Annotated in this window: 16 protein-coding genes; 8 read left to right on the top strand and 8 right to left on the bottom strand. The window is 59.6% G+C overall.

Annotated features, from left to right (window positions below):
- Positions 1-150 precede the first annotated feature (150 nt).
- The 6 genes from M8014_RS03440 to M8014_RS03415 form a co-directional block, all read right to left on the bottom strand.
- Entirely contained in the window at positions 151-828 is a 678-nt protein-coding gene (locus M8014_RS03440) for an SDR family NAD(P)-dependent oxidoreductase (RefSeq protein WP_271281144.1), read from the bottom strand.
- A 1-nt stretch (position 829) separates the two neighbouring features.
- A complete protein-coding gene (locus tag M8014_RS03435; protein WP_271281143.1) occupies positions 830-1,300 on the bottom strand; it encodes a NanQ anomerase/TabA/YiaL family protein in 471 nt (156 codons plus the stop codon).
- Positions 1,297-2,466, bottom strand: a complete 1,170-nt coding sequence (locus M8014_RS03430) for a sialidase family protein (protein WP_271281142.1) — start codon at positions 2,464-2,466, stop codon at positions 1,297-1,299. The genes M8014_RS03435 and M8014_RS03430 overlap by 4 nt, the downstream gene beginning before the upstream one ends.
- A 1-nt stretch (position 2,467) precedes the next feature.
- Positions 2,468-3,880, bottom strand: coding sequence for a sodium:solute symporter family protein (locus M8014_RS03425; RefSeq protein ID WP_271281141.1), 1,413 nt, complete (start codon positions 3,878-3,880; stop codon positions 2,468-2,470).
- Between the two features lie 75 nt (positions 3,881-3,955).
- Positions 3,956-4,840 carry a dihydrodipicolinate synthase family protein gene (locus M8014_RS03420; protein WP_271281140.1) on the bottom strand — a complete coding sequence of 295 codons (885 nt, stop codon included), beginning with the start codon at positions 4,838-4,840 and terminating at the stop codon, positions 3,956-3,958.
- Positions 4,841-4,857: 17 nt separating this feature from the next.
- On the bottom strand, positions 4,858-6,003 hold the full coding sequence (locus tag M8014_RS03415; RefSeq protein ID WP_271281139.1) for an iron-containing alcohol dehydrogenase: 1,146 nt from the start codon (positions 6,001-6,003) through the stop codon (positions 4,858-4,860).
- 172 nt (positions 6,004-6,175) lie between these two features.
- On the opposite strand from M8014_RS03415, the gene dtnK reads away from it, so the two are divergent.
- The 3 genes from dtnK to M8014_RS03400 are packed head-to-tail and all read left to right on the top strand — an operon-like array spanning position 6,176 to position 9,138.
- Positions 6,176-7,396 (top strand): D-threonate kinase, encoded by a 1,221-nt coding sequence (dtnK, locus tag M8014_RS03410; protein ID WP_271281138.1) that lies wholly within the window; start codon positions 6,176-6,178, stop codon positions 7,394-7,396.
- On the top strand, positions 7,389-8,375 hold the full coding sequence (locus tag M8014_RS03405; protein ID WP_271281137.1) for a D-threonate 4-phosphate dehydrogenase: 987 nt from the start codon (positions 7,389-7,391) through the stop codon (positions 8,373-8,375). Before dtnK ends, M8014_RS03405 begins: the two co-directional genes overlap by 8 nt.
- A gap of 1 nt (position 8,376) precedes the next feature.
- Positions 8,377-9,138: a DeoR/GlpR family DNA-binding transcription regulator gene (locus M8014_RS03400; protein ID WP_271281136.1), complete on the top strand. Its 762-nt coding sequence runs from the start codon at positions 8,377-8,379 to the stop codon at positions 9,136-9,138.
- A gap of 4 nt (positions 9,139-9,142) precedes the next feature.
- Here M8014_RS03400 and M8014_RS03395 read toward each other — a convergent pair whose 3' ends face one another.
- Complete coding sequence (locus M8014_RS03395; protein ID WP_271281135.1) at positions 9,143-10,087, bottom strand: L-lactate dehydrogenase; 945 nt, start codon at positions 10,085-10,087, stop codon at positions 9,143-9,145.
- A 149-nt stretch (positions 10,088-10,236) separates the two neighbouring features.
- On the opposite strand from M8014_RS03395, the gene M8014_RS03390 reads away from it, so the two are divergent.
- Complete coding sequence (locus M8014_RS03390; protein WP_271281134.1) at positions 10,237-10,719, top strand: GNAT family N-acetyltransferase; 483 nt, start codon at positions 10,237-10,239, stop codon at positions 10,717-10,719.
- Here the strand turns inward: M8014_RS03390 and ptrR are convergent.
- Positions 10,673-11,551, bottom strand: coding sequence for a putrescine utilization regulator PtrR (gene ptrR, locus M8014_RS03385; protein WP_271281133.1), 879 nt, complete (start codon positions 11,549-11,551; stop codon positions 10,673-10,675). The genes M8014_RS03390 and ptrR overlap by 47 nt on opposite strands.
- Before the next feature lie 99 nt (positions 11,552-11,650).
- On the opposite strand from ptrR, the gene sad reads away from it, so the two are divergent.
- The 4 genes from sad to M8014_RS03365 all read left to right on the top strand — a co-directional run bounded on the left by sad (position 11,651) and on the right by M8014_RS03365 (position 17,335).
- The gene (gene sad / locus M8014_RS03380; RefSeq protein WP_271281132.1) at positions 11,651-13,033 is read left to right on the top strand and encodes a succinate-semialdehyde dehydrogenase; all 1,383 of its coding nucleotides are present in this window, start codon (positions 11,651-11,653) and stop codon (positions 13,031-13,033) included.
- A gap of 135 nt (positions 13,034-13,168) precedes the next feature.
- Positions 13,169-14,746: a methyl-accepting chemotaxis protein gene (locus M8014_RS03375; RefSeq protein WP_271281147.1), complete on the top strand. Its 1,578-nt coding sequence runs from the start codon at positions 13,169-13,171 to the stop codon at positions 14,744-14,746.
- Positions 14,747-14,809: 63 nt separating this feature from the next.
- The gene (gene glsB / locus M8014_RS03370; protein WP_271281131.1) at positions 14,810-15,736 is read left to right on the top strand and encodes a glutaminase B; all 927 of its coding nucleotides are present in this window, start codon (positions 14,810-14,812) and stop codon (positions 15,734-15,736) included.
- Positions 15,737-15,883: 147 nt separating this feature from the next.
- Positions 15,884-17,335, top strand: a complete 1,452-nt coding sequence (locus tag M8014_RS03365; RefSeq protein WP_271281130.1) for a GGDEF domain-containing protein — start codon at positions 15,884-15,886, stop codon at positions 17,333-17,335.
- The last annotated feature ends 94 nt before the right edge of the window (positions 17,336-17,429 follow it).

Below are 17,429 nucleotides of genomic sequence, written 5' to 3'. Positions count from 1 at the left end.
TATCTCTCGCATCCCAGGGCATAAGTGGCTCCATAAACGGGTTCTTATGCCTTAGTTGTAAGTGTCTACCATGTCCCCGAACAAGTGTTCACTATGTCCCCGGACTGTACAGTGGGAGAGGGTTGGGGTGAGGGCAACAGGCCGCACAAATCACCCCAACGACGCCCCGCCGCACAGCACAAGCTCCTGCCCGGTGATCGGCGCGGCCTCAGCACCCAGCAGGTAGTTGACCATCGCCGCCACCTCCTCAGGGGCGATTAGCCTCCCCATCGGCGGCACTTTCGGCGGCGAGGTCTCCCGACCGGGGGCACTCAGCATCGGGGTTTGCGTTGCGCCCGGCGCCACCACGTTGGCGGTGATCCCGCGCGGAGCCAGCTCTGCCGCCCAGCTGCGCACCATCCCCACCAGCGCCGCTTTGGTCGCCACATACTGCGAACGCCCTGCAGCCCCCTGTGAGGTACGGCTCCCGATGGCAACCAGCCGGCCACCGGCGCTCATCCGTGGCGCAAAATGGTTAAACAGCAGCTCGGCGGCATGAATGTGCAGCCCCCACAGGCGGGCGCTGACGGTCGGATCCAGCTCGCCGAGCGGGGCAGCGGCCATCATTCCAGCGGCGTGCACAATCGCCTGCGGCACCGGGAGGGTGGCGAGCGCTGCAGTAAACGTGACACTGTCACTCAAATCTACGCGCAGGCTGGTAAAGTTCGGGTGGGCGCAGTCCACGCCGCGGCGGCTTAAGCCCGTTACCTGCCAGCCTTCGGCGAGCAGGCGGTTGACGATAGCTTCGCCAATCCCCGAGCTGGCGCCGGTTACAATTGCATGGCGCATATCACTCCTCCAGCAGGGCGCGCGGTACCTTAAACACTGCCTTACGCACCGTCATCGGTTCATTAATCGCGCACAGCGCCTGATGCGGCTCGCCAGGAAGGAACACGGCAAAATCCCCGTAGCCCAGGCTGATGCTCACCGGATGCACCGCATCAGGCGCAATGTAGAGATCGGGTTTCCGCTCCTCATCGCCCACCTGCGCCAGCGACTGCATCCCGGCGTTGATGATTTCCACACCCGACAGCACCACCTGAATATCAGCCCACTGGTGATGATATTCCGTATGGCGCTGCGCCAGTGGCTGAGTTTGCGCCGGGCCGATATGGCAGAACCACGGGCAGCCTTGCGGCTGCCAGCGTCCGTCATCCCGGGCGGTCAGCGCCGCCAGTGAGCAGTCGGCGCGATCGAGGATCTGACGTAGCCCCGGGGGTAACCCTGCCAGCGACAGGGCATTAAGATGACCGATAATCACCGTTGCGCCTCCTTCACCCACTCCGGCGACACGCGCACGTACTTGATTGCCTGACGGAAGTACGTATAGGCGATATGCAGCGACCCGTCGGCACCCTGTTTGATGCTCGGGTAGGAGAACTCGCGGTTGAGTTTTTCCAGCGAATTGTTGGTCATGCAGTAGCCGTCGCCCTCGTCAAGATTGCGCTGCCATTGCCAGCTTTTGCCGCCATCGGCGGAGATCGCCACCGTCATCGGCGCGCGGGGCGCGCCCCAGAATGCAGCTCGCCCGTTGCCTGGCTCGGGCTCTTTGCGACCATCCCCGTCGTCGATCTCGTCATACAGCGAGGCGCGGCGCTCGAGTGCTCCCGCTGCACTCATGTGGTTAAACACCAGCGCCAGTTCACCGCTGGCGAGCGTGGTGACCTGAATCGACGAATTGTTGTTCGGCAGTGCCGTCGGCTCCGGTACCGACCAGCTTTCGCCGTTGTCCAGCGACTGGCTGATATAGATATTGTCCGCCCAGCGGCTGCGATACAGCGCCACCAGCTGGCCGTTATTCAGGGCGGTGATGTTCATGTGCACGCAGCCCAGGCTCTCCGGCACCTCGACGTCGCGCCAGCTTTGGCCCTGATCTTCAGAGATTTTGACTGCGCTGATATCGTCGTTTCCTACCCATTTTTCACCCGGCTGGGTGCGGCAATAGAACACCGGCAGCAGCCAGTTACCGTTATCCAGCACCACTATCGGCTGGCGAATAAAGGTACCGGGTTTATCCAGCAGGGTGGCGATCTCGCCCCAGGTTTGCCCCAGATCCGCAGACTTACGGTAGCGCACGATAGCAGTATCCTGGTTGCCGGAGAGCTGGGCGGTCCACAGCAGCCACAGCACGTTATCCGGGGCGAGGAACAGCACCGGGTTCTGCTCAGAGCGGCTGGCGTCGTCCGACAGCTTAACCGCTTCACTCCACTGGTGGCTGCCAGGGGCCAGGCGTGAGCCCCATACAGAGATATCGGCAATCCCTTCCTGAGTGCCGCCAAACCAGACGCACATCAGGGCGCCATCCGGCAGCGGGAGCAGGTTCGCAGCGTGATTCTGCGGACAGGAGGAGGGCAGCATCGCCGTTTCCACGCGGGCATCCTGCGGCTGCGGGCGAACAATCCCGTCACGGGTTACGGTTACAGACATATCAGACTCCATTATGTTGAACAGGGGCAGGCGCTGTGCGATCCGCTTTATTCGGGATCAGACGGTCGAGGACCATAATCACCGCAGGGGTGATCAGCGCGATATACATATTGTTAATGCCAAACGGATCGCCCAGCAGATACCAGACCGAGGTCACGACGCAGGCGCCAATCAGACCGGCATTCGCACCGCGGGTGCTCTTGAAGAACGGGGCGTAGAAGGCAATCACCGCCACCACCGTAATCGACAGACGAATGGCGCGGGTGAAGAACGACAGTTTCAGTACCTCTGGCACCAGCAGTACGAAAATCAGCGGCAGGAAGCCAATCAGCAGTGAGATCCAGCGGGTGGCTTTAAACTCCTGCTCCGGGGTCGGGTTGCGGTACGGGACGTAGAAATCTTTCACCACCAGCGAGGCGATGGCCAGCGCCACGGTACTGACGCTCACAAAAATGGAGGCTACAAGTGACGTTGTCACTAAACCGGCTAGCCACGGGTTCATGTCCTGCAGGAAGATCGGCATCGCATACAGGCTGTCGATCTCCGGGTGCAGATACTTCGCCGCCACGCCAATCACCGCAATCGCCAGCGCAATCGGCAGACAGAAGAAGAACGCCACCCAGGTCGAACGTTTGGCTGACTTCACGTCCTTGGTCGAGGAGATAGCCTGAATCACAAACTGGGTACAGAAGATGGAGCCAATGGTGCCGATCAACCAGGCAACGATGGTGGTGGCACCGATATTGCCATCCCAGGTCCAGTAGTACGACGGCATCTGCTCAATCATCGGGGCAAAGCCGCCGGTTTTCGACAGGGCGAAGCCCATGATCACCAGAATACCGAAGTACTTCAGGGCGCTGTGCAGCAGCGTCACCCAGGCCACCCCTTTCATGCCGCCAAAGGCGAAGTAGAAGGTACTGACAATGGCGGTGATAAACGCCGCCACCGGCAAGTTAACCTTCAGCACGGTAGAGATCGCCGCCGCGCCTGACACATAGTTACCGACGTTCACCAGCAGCAGGGCGTAAATCATGATGATCGAGATGATGTTTTTGGTGCTGGTGCCGTACTTCTCGGCAATCGCCCCGGAGATGGTGATTTTTCCGGTGCTGTAGATGCGTTTCACCAGCAGCAGGCCGAACAGCGGGAAGCCAATGGCTGCGCCGATCACCGACCACGATGCCGCAAAGCCATCTTCGAAAGCGGCCTGGGCGGTGCCGATGGTGGATTTGGCGCCGATGTATTCGGACATCAGCAGGATCCCGACGATAAACGCCGGCATCGCCCGGGAGCCCTCCATAAAGTCGCCGGAGTTTTTACTGCGCAACCGGAAGGTCAGCCAGGTGGTAAACAGGATGTAGACAATCACAATGCCTACGATGATGAGGGTATCTTCAGCGGTAAAGTTGTTCATCTTTGCCTCTCTCAGGGCGTATGAATCCTGGGCGCCTGAGGCACCCGAACTCTTATGGACGAAATCAAGCGCCGTTTACTGCAGTGACTTCGTCACTATCTGGCGGATCTGTTCTGGCTGTTGCACATCGAAAGCCACCGCATAGCGGCTTTCACCCACCTCTTCGCCCATTACCTGGAGCGCCTTTTTCACGGCGGCCGGGGAGAAGGCAATTTTATATAAGTTTGTTCGCAGGTCAGTGACGCTCTCCTGCGCCTGGCGTGAACCCTCGATATCCCCCGCCTGGAAGCGCGTCCAGATGGCATTGATTGCCTCCGGGGCAACGTTGGCCAGCCCTGAAATACAGGCTGAACAGCCCTCGACAAAGCCCCGATGGATCAGCGAGTCCGGGCCGTTCAGCACCTCAAAACCGTCGATACCCTGCGCCGCTTTCAGGAACCCGCTCAGGCTTTCATAGCTGCCCGCGCTGTCTTTGATGCCGACAATGTTCGGGTGCGCGGCCAGCACGCGTGCGGTCTGCGGCTCGATGGTATTGCCGGTGCGCGCCGGGATGTTGTACAGGAAGACTGGCACCGTCAGGGCATCGGCGATGGCGGTGTAGTGGGTGATCAATTCCGACTGGCTCAACGGCACAAACCACGGGGTGATCACCGATACCGCATCGACGCCCAGCGTCTCAACCTGTTTACCCAGACGGATAGTGGCCCGGGTGGAGATCTCTCCGATATGCGCCACCACCGGCGCACGTCCGGCAACCTCTTCCACGCAGGTGCGGGTAACGGCCACTTTTTCCTCTTCGTTCAGCACAAAAAACTCGCCGTTGGTGCCGCCGCAAAAAATACCGTTCCCCGCCGCCAGTTGGCGTTGGATCTGGCGCTTCAGGCCCGGCAGATGCAGACCGCCATCCTCAGTAAAGGGGGTGACGATCGCCGTCAGCACGCCTTCAATCTTGTTACGCATGTCTCACTCCTTCGATGTTAAATTTCGGGGAACAGGGTCTGGTAAATACCCTGTACCTCAGCATGGCTGACCTGACGCGGGGCATTGTTCATCAGGCGTTTGACGTTCAGCGCCGCGTCGGCAAGAGATGCAATGTCATCCCGCGGTACGCCCAGCGCTTCAAGGTTGTCCGGTAAGTTGAGGCGGCGCACCAGGGCGGCAAAGTACGCCACCAGCGCGTGGGATTTCTCTTCCTCCGACAGGGAGGTATCCGCACCCGGCACCAAATCCCACACCCGGGCAAATTTTTCGACGGCATCCGGGCGCACCACGCGCATGCAGGGGGCCAGCAGAATGGCGTTCGCCACGCCGTGCGGCAGGTGATATTTGCCGCCCAGCGGATACGACAGGGCATGCACCAGATGGGTCCCCGCGTGGGCAATGGCCACGCCGCCGTAGTAAGAGGCCCACAGCATTTCGAGCTTCGCCGCCAGGTTGTGCGGTTCGGCGCAGGCGGTTTCGATGTTGTTCAGCAGCTTGCGCAGGCCAATCAGCGCTGCGTTATCGCTCACCGGATTCGCCACGGTGGCGGTGTAGCACTCGATCAGATGACAGAGGGCATCGATCCCGGTTGAAGAGGCGATGTGCGGCGGCATGCTGGTGGTCAGCTCCGGCAGTAGCGCGACGTAATCCGGCAGCAATACCGGGGAGATAATGCCGATTTTGGTGCTCTGCTCAGGAATGGCAAGGATTGCATTTGGCGTGGCCTCGGACCCGGTCCCGGCGCTGGCCGGAATTAACAGCGACGCCAGCCGTTCAGTCGGTTTTTCACCCGCCAGCAGGGCGTCTAAACCCGGCGAGGCCGGGTGGCACAGTACGGAGAGCAGCTTCGCCACATCCAGTACACTGCCGCCGCCGACGCCGACCACCAGATCAAAGTCGCTGTCGTGCATCTCTGCCAGCAGGGTACGCACGTCATGGCTGGTAGGCTCCGGCGGTACGCGGTCAATGATGCTGACGCGGCGGTTGTCGGCTTCCAGCAGGGTGCGGATGGCGCGGGCGGCGTCCAGACGGGCGATATTGCCGTCGGTGACCAGTAAAAGGCGCGACTTGCCTGCCAACAGTGGTGCGAGGGCCGGGATAGCCCCCGCGCCGCTGATAATCGTACTGTTAATGGTTAACACATTGTTCTCCTGTTGCTGTGTCTGTGATTGATTTCGCTCAAAGCAGGCAATCACAGTCATCGTGTGGCTAAATTTATAATTTATTCGCAAACTGAATAACTTGATCTTGCTCACATATAATCAATCATGATTGAATATAATCATTAACAGGAAATGAGAACCCGGAGTGGGGATGAAAGAGAACAACCTGAACAGAGAAGTGGTGGTGATAGCCGATGACTTTACCGGGGCCAACGATGCGGGCGTCAGCCTGGCGGTACGCGGTAAAAAAGTCAGCGTGGCGTTTCAGACTCCCTTTACCGGCGACACCGATGCCCTGGTTATTAATAGCGACAGTCGGGCGATGGTGGCATCAGAGGCTGCTGAAAAACTGGCGCACTACGCTGCGGATGTTACCGCCGCAACATGGCTGGTGAAGAAAATCGACTCCACCCTGCGCGGCAATCCGGGGGCCGAGGTTGAGGCGCTGCTTACGCTCAGCGGCAAGCGTCAGGCGATTATCGCCCCGGCGTTCCCGGCGGCCGGGCGCACCACCCAGGGCGGCATCTGCCGGGTGTCCGGCGTGCCGGTTACGGAAACCGAATTTGCCAGCGACCCGAAGACCCCGGTGCGCCACGCGCAGGTAGCAAAGGTGCTGGCAGAGCAAACCGCGCTGCAAAGCCGGGTCATCACCCCCGACAGGCTTGCGGACGCGCTGCAGGGCGACGCCCCACTGCTGATTGTGGATGCCCAGAGTGACGACGATCTGGACCAGATTATTGTGGCGGCCTGTGGCTGCGATGAGCGTCCGCTGCTGGTGGGTTCGGCAGGGCTGTGCGATGCCCTGGCCCGCCGTCTGGCCCGCCCGCGCCAGCTGCTGGCGGTGATCGGCTCGATGAGTGAAATCGCCCAACAGCAGATCCAGCGAGCAGGCGAGGTGGCAAACGTCAGCAGGGTATTAATAGATATCGATGATGTCTTTCGCAACAACATGGCGGGGTATCTGCAGCAAATAAGCACGGCGTTAGCGGCAGGCCATCACTGCCTGGTGCACACCTGCGCCGATGTGCAGGCTCGTCATCAGATAGAAAAGCTGTGCCAGCAGCGCGGGTTAAGCCGGGCCGCGCTGGGGGAGACCATCAGCGCGTTTTTGGGCACGCTGACGCGCACCGCGCTGGAGGCCAACACCCCGGCAGCGCTGTATGTCTCGGGGGGTGATGTGGCGATGGCGGTGGCCAGCGCGCTCAACGCACAAGGTTTTGCAATACGCGGACAGGTGGCGCAATGCGTGCCGTTCGGTCGTTTTTTGGGTTGTCGCTGGCAGGGGCCAGTCATGACCAAAGCGGGCGGTTTTGGTACAGAGACCACGCTGCTTGAGGTTTTGCATTTTATCGAGGAGAAGATGAGTGACTAATATCATTGCTGTAACGATGGGCGACCCGGCAGGCATTGGCCCGGAGATCATTATCAAATCCCTGACCGAGGGTGAGCTGTCCGGCGCACCGGTGGTGGTGGTCGGTTGCGCGAGAACCCTGCAACGGGTGCTTGAGAAGGGCATCACTGCTCCGGCCGAACTGCGGGTGGTGTCTTGCGTCAGCGAGGCGCAATTTGGCCCGGCGATCGTCAACGTACTCGATGAACCGCTGGCCGAGCCCGAGGCGTTACAGCCGGGCGTGGTGCAGGCGCAGGCCGGGGATCTGGCCTATCGTTGCGTGCGTCGCGCCACCGAGCTGGCCATGGCGGGTGACGTCAAAGCCATTGCCACCGCGCCGCTGAATAAAGAGGCGCTGCATCTGGCAGGGCATCACTATCCGGGGCACACCGAGCTGCTGGCGCACCTCACCGACAGCAAAGATTACGCGATGGTACTGTATACCGATCAGCTGAAGGTCATTCACATCACCACCCATATTGCGCTGCGCAAATTCCTCGACACCCTGAACCAGGATCGGGTCAAAACCGTGATTGGTATTGCGGATACCTTCCTGCGACGCGTCGGGTACAAAAATCCGCGTATCGCGGTGGCCGGGGTCAACCCGCACGCCGGGGAGAACGGTCTGTTTGGCGATGAAGAGATTAAGATTGTTGGCCCGGCGGTACAGGCGATGAAAGCCGAGGGATTGAATGTAACCGGGCCGTGCCCGCCGGATACGGTGTTTATGCAGTGCCACGAAGGGATGTACGATATGGTGGTGGCGATGTATCACGATCAGGGGCATATCCCGTTAAAATTACTCGGTTTTTACGACGGGGTGAACATCACCGCCGGGCTGCCGTTTATCCGCACCTCTGCTGACCACGGCACCGCATTCGACATTGCGTGGACAGGTAAAGCGAAGTCTGAGAGCATGACGGTCTCTATCCAGTTAGCGATGCAAATCACACGGGAATAATATGAAGGGATATAGCCGGTTAGAACAGATCATGGACTACCTGAAAGGGCACAATCTGGTGACGGTAGATCAGCTGGTCGCGGCTACCGATGCCTCACCGGCGACCATTCGCCGGGATCTGATTAAGCTCGATCAGGAAGGCGTCATCAGCCGCACCCACGGCGGTGTGACCCTGAACCGGTTTATCCCTTCCCAGCCCACCACCAGTGAAAAGATGCAGCGCAGCCTGATGGAAAAACACGACATCGCCTGCGCGGCAGCCCGTTTTGTCAAAGCCGGGGATTCGGTGGTGCTGGATGCGGGAACGACGATGATTGAACTCGCGCGCCAGCTCACCCATCTGCCGCTGCGCGTGATCACCAGCGATCTGCATATCGCCCTGTTTTTGTCCGAGTTTAAGCAAATTGAAGTGACGATCATTGGCGGGCGCATCGACGACTCAAGCCAGTCCTGCATTGGCGACCATGGTCGCCGTCTGCTGCAGAACGTCTGGCCGGATATCGCCTTTGTCAGCTGTAACGGCTGGGATCTGGAACGCGGCATAACATCGCCAACGGAAGAAAAAGCAGCGTTGAAGCGCGATCTGATTGCCAACGCCCGACGCCGCGTACTGCTGGCCGACAGCTCAAAATACGGTGCCTGGTCGCTGTTTAACGTGGCCCATCTCAACACCCTGACCGATATTGTCACCGACCGCCGTCTGGACGAAAGTGTCCAGCAGACCTTAAGCCAGCTCGATGCCAGCCTGACGCTGGCCCCGTAACGACTCAGGGCAGCAGGGCGATATTATTTCTGATCACCTCTGCCGACTGGCGGAATTTTTGCTGTTCATCCTCCGCCAGTTTTAGCTCGATAATCTGCTGGACCCCGCTCTGGGCCAGCACCGCAGGCACCCCGATCGCAATCCCATCAATCCCATACTCCCCGTCCAGAATGCAGGAGATCGCCAGCGCCCGGTGGCTGCCGGTGAAGATATTGCGGCAGATCTCGGCGATGGTCCCGGCGATCCCGTATTCCGTGCAGCCTTTACGGGCGTAAATTTCGAAGCCCTGCTTGCGCACGCTCTCGGCGAGGGCGTCAACATCCAGCGTTTTTCCGGTATGGCGTTGATACACGTCGGCAATGGGTGAACCGTACACCGCCGAATGGGACCATACCGGGAACTGGGTATCGCCGTGCTCGCCAAGAATAAAGGCGTCGATGCTCTGGGCACCGATATCCAGCGCCTGCGCGAGGGTACGCCGCAGGCGGGTGGTATCGAGCCAGACGCCGGTGCCAATGACCTGGCTGCGCGGCAGGCCGGAGAGCTGCCACACCTGCCAGGTAATGATGTCACAGGGGTTGGTGGCGATCAGGAAAATGCCGTTAAACCCGCCTGCCATCATCTGCGGCACAATGTTTTTGACGATTTTTGCCGTGGAGGCCAGCTCATCCAGCCGGGTCTGGCCGGGTTTGAGCGCGCCGCCGGAGACGGTGATCACTGCGATATCCACATCCGCGCAGTCGCTCGCTTCGCGGGTGGTGATGGTCATCATGCCGGGCATATAGGCCGCGGCATCCGACAGATCCCGGGCGTGGCCTTCGCTGCGCGCCTGGTTAATATCCACCAGCAGCAGCTCCTCGCAGATATTCTGGTTCAGCAGGGCATAGGCGGCTGAAGCGCCGACGTTTCCGGCACCGATAATCATCACTTTGCGGGCTTTGGTGTTCATTGTTTTTCCTGAGGTTTTAACCGTATCTGCGCCAAACTTACGCCGCAGGAGAAGGCGGCGCAATGGCTGGCGGCAGCTATAAGTTAAAAATATGCCTGTCGGTGAATCGGCTGGCGCTATGGTGGAGAAAAACGACGAAGGAGCTTGCCATGTATTCCATTTCCTCTGTATCGCCCGCGCATCCGGATATCGTTGCCCTGATTGCAGCCCTCGACAGCTACCAGAGCGCTCTCTACCCGACCGAAAGTAATCATCTGCTGGATCTCACCCAACTTCCTGCCCAAATGCTCATCATGATGGTGATCCGCGACAGGCAGCTCAACGCCGTGGGCTGCGGGGCGGTGGTCCTGAACAGTGATGGCAGCGGCGAGATGAAGCGGGTCTATATCGATCCGGCGCACCGCGGTCAGCAGCTAGGCGAAAAACTCCTGGCGGCGCTGGAAGACGAAGCCCTGAGCCGCAGCTGCCACACCCTGAGGCTGGAAACCGGGATCGAGCAGCATGCGGCGGTGCGGCTGTATGAGCGCTGCGGGTATCAGCTGCGCGCGGCGTTTGCCCCCTACGTGGAAGATCCTCTCAGTCTGTTTATGGAGAAACTGCTGGTGGCTGATCTTCGTTTAGCAGGGCTATAAACGCCTCCAGCTGCCGGGTCATCGCTCCGCGACGCCACACCAGCCAGGTGGTGAGCCAGCGCCAGTTTTCGGCCAGCGGCCAGGCCTCCACCTGATGATGACCGGGCATACTTTCCAGCATTGAGCGCGGCATCAGCGCAATCCCGGCCCCCGCAATCACGCAGGCCAGCATCCCGTGATAGGACTCCATCTCGTGGATGCGCCCCGGCGTGGCGCGATCCGCATGAAACCAGCTTTCGAAATGGCGGCGATAGGAGCAGTTGGCGCGAAAGGCATAAATATCACGCCCGCTGACCTCGGTCGGCCGCTGCACCGGCGGGTGACCAGCGGCAGCGACCAGCATCATCTCTTCCCGATACACCGGCATCCCTTCCAGCTCCGGATGGGTTAACGGCCCGTCGACAAAGGCCGCGCTCAGTGTTCCCTCCAGCACGCCGTCGATCATCGTCCCGGACGGCCCGGTAGAGAGGGCAAACTGAATGCGCGGGTAGCGCTGATTAAACGCCGCCAGCGAGGCCGGAATGCGCACCGCCGCGGTGCTTTCCAGCGCGCCCAGAGCAAACAACCCCTGCGGCTCATCCCCTGCGACCACCATCCGTGCTTCATCCACCAGGGCCAGAATTTGTCGGCTGTAGCGCAAAAAATTATGTCCTGCCGGAGAGAGGCGCAGCCGCTGATTCTCGCGGATGAACAGTTCCACGCCGAGATCGGCCTCCAGCTGTTTGATGCGGGTGGTCAGGTTGGATGGCACGCGATGCACCTTCTGCGCGGCCTGGGTGATGCTGCCGGTCTGGGCGACAGCGTTAAACATCTCAAGCTGGGTCAGATCCATATCATTCTCGTTTCGTGAATAAGGTGGTAATTATTATTCATTTTTAAGAAATAGCAGAGTAGGCCACACTGAATCAACTGTTATTACACGGAGCACATTATGACTATTTCCTCTGCGACTCATGCCTTGTCTGTTAATCCGGCGACGGGCGAAACCCTGACCGCATGGCCGTGGGCCACTGAAAACGACGTTGATCGGGCGCTGGCGCTGGCCGACACCGGTTTTCGCCAGTGGCGCACCCAGCCGGTGGAGGCTCGCGCGCAAAAGCTTCGCGATCTGGGCGCTGCACTGCGCAACCGTGGTGAAGAGATGGCGCAGACCATCACCCGCGAGATGGGCAAGCCCATTGCCCAGGCGCGTGGTGAGGTGGCGAAATCGGCCAGCCTGTGCGACTGGTATGCCGATCATGGCCCATTAATGCTACAGACCGAGGCGACCCAGGTGGCGGACGCGGTGATTGCGTATCGTCCGCTAGGCCCGGTGTTGGCGGTGATGCCGTGGAACTTTCCGCTGTGGCAGGTGCTGCGCGGCGCGGTGCCGATCGTTCTGGCCGGCAACAGCTATCTACTGAAGCACGCCCCGAACGTGCTGGGTGCAGCAGCGCTGATTGAGCAGATTTTTGCCGACGCCGGTTTCCCGCAGGGGGTGTTTGGTCAGCTGAACGCCACCAATGACGGGGTCAGCCAGATGATTGCCGATCCGCGCATTGCGGCGGTGACCGTCACCGGCAGCCTGCGTGCCGGGGCGGCGATTGGGGCCCAGGCGGGGGCGGCGCTGAAAAAATGCGTCCTCGAGCTGGGCGGCTCCGATCCCTTTATCGTGCTGAACGATGCTGACCTGGATCTGGCGGTGAAAGCGGCCGTGACCGGACGCTATCAAAACACCGGGCAGGTGTGCGCGGCGGCGAAGCGCTTTATCGTCGAAGCGGGAATTGCCGAGGAATTCAGCCGTCGCTTTGTGGCCGCGACCGCTGCCCTGAAAATGGGTGCGCCTGACAATGAAGAAAACAACCTTGGGCCGATGGCGCGCTACGATCTGCGTGACGAGCTGCATCAGCAGGTACAAGCCACCCTTGCCGAAGGCGCAACCCTGCTGTTGGGCGGCGAGAAGGTAGCCGGGGCAGGGAACTACTATCCGGCCACGGTATTGAGTAACGTGACGCCTGCAATGACCGCATTTCGTCAGGAGCTGTTTGGCCCGGTGGCGGCGATTACCCTTGCCACTGATGCCGATCATGCGCTGGCGCTGGCTAACGACAGCGATTTTGGCTTGTCGGCTACCGTCTTTACCGCCTGCGACGCCACGGCTGAGCATTTTGCACGAAATCTGGAGTGCGGCGGGGTGTTTATCAACGGCTACAGCGCCAGCGATGCCCGCGTGGCGTTTGGCGGGGTGAAGAAAAGCGGCTTTGGCCGGGAGCTATCCCACTTTGGCCTGCGTGAGTTCTGCAATGTGCAGACGGTGTGGAAAGATAGGATCTGATTGAGTGCTCGCATTTCTGCCGTGCGGCGCAGCGCCGCACGGCAATTCCCGGGCACTGTCATCTCCCTGAAATAGTTCTGTCATTTTCACTGCGTAGACTCGCTCGCGTCTAAGGCTTTGTTAATGAAAACAATTATGAACCTAACGCAAATTATTCGGCGTCTTGCTCCCCGGCAGTTTGGTTTGCTGGTGGGGATTTTCTGCATCATCGGTCTTTTTTCGGCCCTGCAAATTTCCTCTTCGGTCCTGCTTTCCGTCTCGCTGAGTGATGCTCAGCGCAATGAACAACGTAATCAGCTAACCCATCTGCAGCAGGCGAAGGTCGATCAGGCGAGGATTTCGCTGCTGGCGGCGAGCGACCTGCTGAACCGGGCGGGTGTCTATTTTATGCAGGATAAAGAGACCGGTTCAGACGGGAGCTGGCATAGTCTGATGGATGAAGCCCAGCAGGCATTGCGTGATTCGCAGCAGGCCTGGCAGGGGTGGCTGGCGATGAAGCCAATCCAGGACGAGGCGCTGGTCAATAGCTACCAGTTGTTCTTCGGGGCCATCCAGGAGCAGGCCGACGGGCTGGTGAAGAGCCAGTCCATCGACGCCTTTTTTGCGGTGCCTGCTCAGGCTTTTCAGGCGGATTTTAACGACAACTATGCCCGCCATCAGCAGGCCAGCGAACAGCGCGCGGCGCAGGGACGGCAGCTTCTGACCGCCAGCCTGTCGAACCTGCAGTCGCTGTTCCTGCTGGCGCCGGTGCTGCTGCTGGCGATCGCCATTGCAGTGTGGTTTGGCATGTCGCGATGGGTGATCGTTCCTCTGCGTCGGTTGATTGCCCATATCAACCTGCTGGCGGCGGGGGATTTATCGGCGCCGCCGCCGACGGTGAAGCGCTTTAACCGCGAGATGGCTCAGCTCGGTGACAGCGTTGATACCCTGCAGGCGGGGCTGGCACAGCTGGTGATGCAGGTCAGTGAGGCCACCACCTCGATGGTGACCAATATCGGTTCGCTGGCGCAGGGCAATCAGGATCTGTATCACCAGTCCGCCCGCCAGGCGCAGGAGCTGAAAGCGGTCACCGCACACATCGCGGCGCTGGAGACCCATGTGGAGGGCAATACCGGCTATGCAAAACTGGCGAGCTCCCGGGCGGATGAGGCGCGGGTCATGGCGGCAGGGGGCGACCGGATGATGGAGACGGTCAACGCCTCGATGGCGGCTATTGTTGAGCGTTCTGCAGAGATGCAGGGCATTGTGGCGATTATCGATAACGTGGCGTTTCAAACCAACATCCTGGCGCTGAATGCGGCGATAGAAGCTGCGCATGCGGGCAACCAGGGACGCGGCTTTGCGGTGGTGGCGAAGGAGGTCGGCCTGCTGGCGCGCAAGAGTAGCCATTCGACGCAAACCATTCAGCAGCTGATTAACCATTCGTTGCAGGGCGTCGAGGATGGCTCGAAAGCGGTGACCCGGCTGGAGGATAACCTCCAGCAGGTGATCGCGCTGGTGGGCAATCTGTGCAGTTTACTGAACGATATCTCCATCGCTACCCTCAGCCAGGGCGAGAGTATTCACCAGATGACCTGTCAGCTGCAGGCCCTGAATCAGGTCGCCCGCCAGACGGATACGCTGGTCAATACTGCGTCAGAGGCCTCTCAGCGGCTGCATAACCAATCCGGTCTGCTGTTACGGGCGGTGGCGCGTTTCCAGCTCCCGACCTGACGTCATCCATTTGCCTCTGTTATACTCGCAGGCCGTTTTTGGCCGGTGAGCAAGGAGCAATGTATGGCTGCGAACATCAACAACCACATGCTGGAATCAATCCTGGAGCAGGTGCGCCCGCTACTGGGGCAGGGAAAGGTGGCCGATTACATCCCGGCGCTGGCCTCGGTTGACGGCAATAAACTGGGTATTGCCATCTGTACGGTGGATGGACAGCGCTTTCAGGCCGGGGATGCCACCGAGCGTTTTTCCATTCAGTCAATCTCCAAGGTACTGAGCCTGGTGGCCGCCATGCGGCAGTATGATGAAGACGAGATCTGGCAGCGGGTGGGTAAAGATCCCTCCGGCCAGCCGTTTAACTCCTTGCTGCAGCTGGAGATCGAGCAGGGCAAGCCGCGCAACCCGTTTATCAACGCCGGGGCGCTGGTAGTGTGCGATATGCTGCAAAGCCGCCTCAGCGCGCCTCGTCAGCGGATGCTGGAAATTGTTCGTCAGCTGTGTGGCGTCGCGGATATTGCCTACGATGCCACCGTCGCCCGGTCTGAGTTTGAACACTCAGCGCGCAATGCGGCCATCGCCTGGCTGATGAAATCCTTCGGCAATTTTCATAACGATGTCTCCACGGTTCTGCAAAACTACTTTCACTACTGTGCCCTCAGGATGAACTGCGTTGAACTGGCGTCGACGTTCCTGTTTTTGGCCGATCAGGGCAGAGCCCCGCATCTGTCAACGGCGGTGGTGACACCGCTGCAGGCCCGCCAGATTAATGCCCTGATGGCCACCAGCGGGATGTATCAGAACGCGGGTGAGTTCGCCTGGCGGGTAGGGCTGCCGGCGAAATCGGGGGTGGGCGGCGGGATCGTCGCCATTGTGCCGCACGAGATGGCGATTGCCGTCTGGAGCCCGGAGCTGGACGCCACCGGCAATTCGCTGGCGGGGATCGCGGTGCTGGAACAACTTTCCCAACGCCTGGGACGCTCGGTGTATTAATCAATAATGACAATGCAACCCCCTTATTCAGGTAGTCCGTTTGGGCTATTGCGTTGTCCGGTCTATGGTATATAGGGATGTAAGCGCTTAACCTTTCTCCCGCCGGTTGTTAATTAATCGCTTTAAACTTGTATGGATTGATATTGCATGTCTCCTTCTCAGGCCAGGACGTTCACGCTTTTCAGCGAGCACAACCCATTGCGCAATGTGGTTGGGATCGTTGTGCTGACTACGCTGTTCTATTTCATCGGCGCGGAGTTACGCCTGGTCGATGAGCTCTCTCTGTTCTGGCCGCTGAACGGGGTGATGGGGGGGGTGTTTGCGCGCTACGCGTACCTTAACCGCCTGCACTACTATGCGATTTCCTATATTGCGATGCTGGTGTATGACGCGATCACCACCAACTGGGGTGCCGTCTCGCTGGTGATTAACCTCTCTAATATGGTCTTTATCATCACCGTTGCCCTGCTGGTGACGCGTGACAATCGCCTTAAAAAAGAGACCCCGGATCCGGTCAATGCCCTGCGGCTGTTTAACTACTGCCTGCTGGCGGCGCTGCTGTGCGCCCTGGTTGGCGCGCTGGGTTCGGTGGGCATCAACCGTCAGACCTTCTGGCCGCTGTTTGCCGACTGGTTTAGCGAGCAGTTCTCGACCGGCGTGCTGATCGTGCCGTGTCTGCTGACCATCAACTATCCCCGCTTTGAACGCAGCCTGCGCATTGAGCACCTGATGCCGGTGGTGGCGCTGATGGTCTCGGTGGCGGCATCGGTGGTGATTGGCGGCGCCGGTGCGCTGGCGTTCCCGTTACCGGCGCTGATCTGGTGTGCGGTGCGCTATTCGCTGCCCGCGACCTGCCTGCTGACCTTTGTGACCGGGGCGCTGGAGATCACCCTGGTCGCCAATTCGATTATTGATATTGCGGCGACAACGTCCCTGACCACGCCAATGATGTTCTCTGCGCGTCTGGGGATTGCCACCATGGCGATCTGTCCGGTGATGGTCTCGGTCAGCGTGGCGGCGATCAACTCGCTAATTCGCCAGGTTTCCCTGCGCGCCGACTTCGATTTTCTGACCCACGTGTACTCCCGTTCCGGGCTGTATGAAGCGCTGAAGCGCGAAGAGGGCCTGCGTAAGAATCGTCACCTGACGGTGATGCTGCTGGACATCGACTATTTTAAGAGCATCAACGACAACTACGGTCACGAGTGCGGAGATAACATGCTGGCTGCTTTTGCGCAAAAAGTGCAGGAGACGGTTGGTGCCGACGGGCTGGTGGCGCGCATGGGTGGAGAGGAGTTTGCGGTCGTGGTCAACAGCGTCTCAACCCAGCAGGGCTATGCCCTGGCGGAGCGTATTCGCACCTCAGTTGAACAATATCCGTTCAACTGGCGCGGTAAGACGCTGTTTTTGACCGTCAGTATCGGTCTGGGCAGTGGGCAATACGGCACGTCGACCTTAATTGACGTTTTTAATCGGCTGATGACCGAAGCAGACGATTATCTTTATCGTTCGAAAAAAGCAGGTCGAAATCGCACCAGTGCGCAAATTACAGAGGTTCCCACTAAAGCGCGCGCGTCCTCCCCGACAGAACAACTGTAATCGTTTGCATCGCTGGTAGAATGCACTCTGGGATATATTCACAAATCTAATAAATGGCTTGATACGCATTTTCAACGTCAATAATATAATAGTC

The sequence above is a fragment of the Silvania hatchlandensis genome (assembly GCF_025564065.1).
Lineage (GTDB): Bacteria > Pseudomonadota > Gammaproteobacteria > Enterobacterales > Enterobacteriaceae > Enterobacter > Enterobacter hatchlandensis.
Note: the sequence above shows the minus strand (reverse complement) of the source record. Positions and strands in the feature narration are given on the sequence as shown.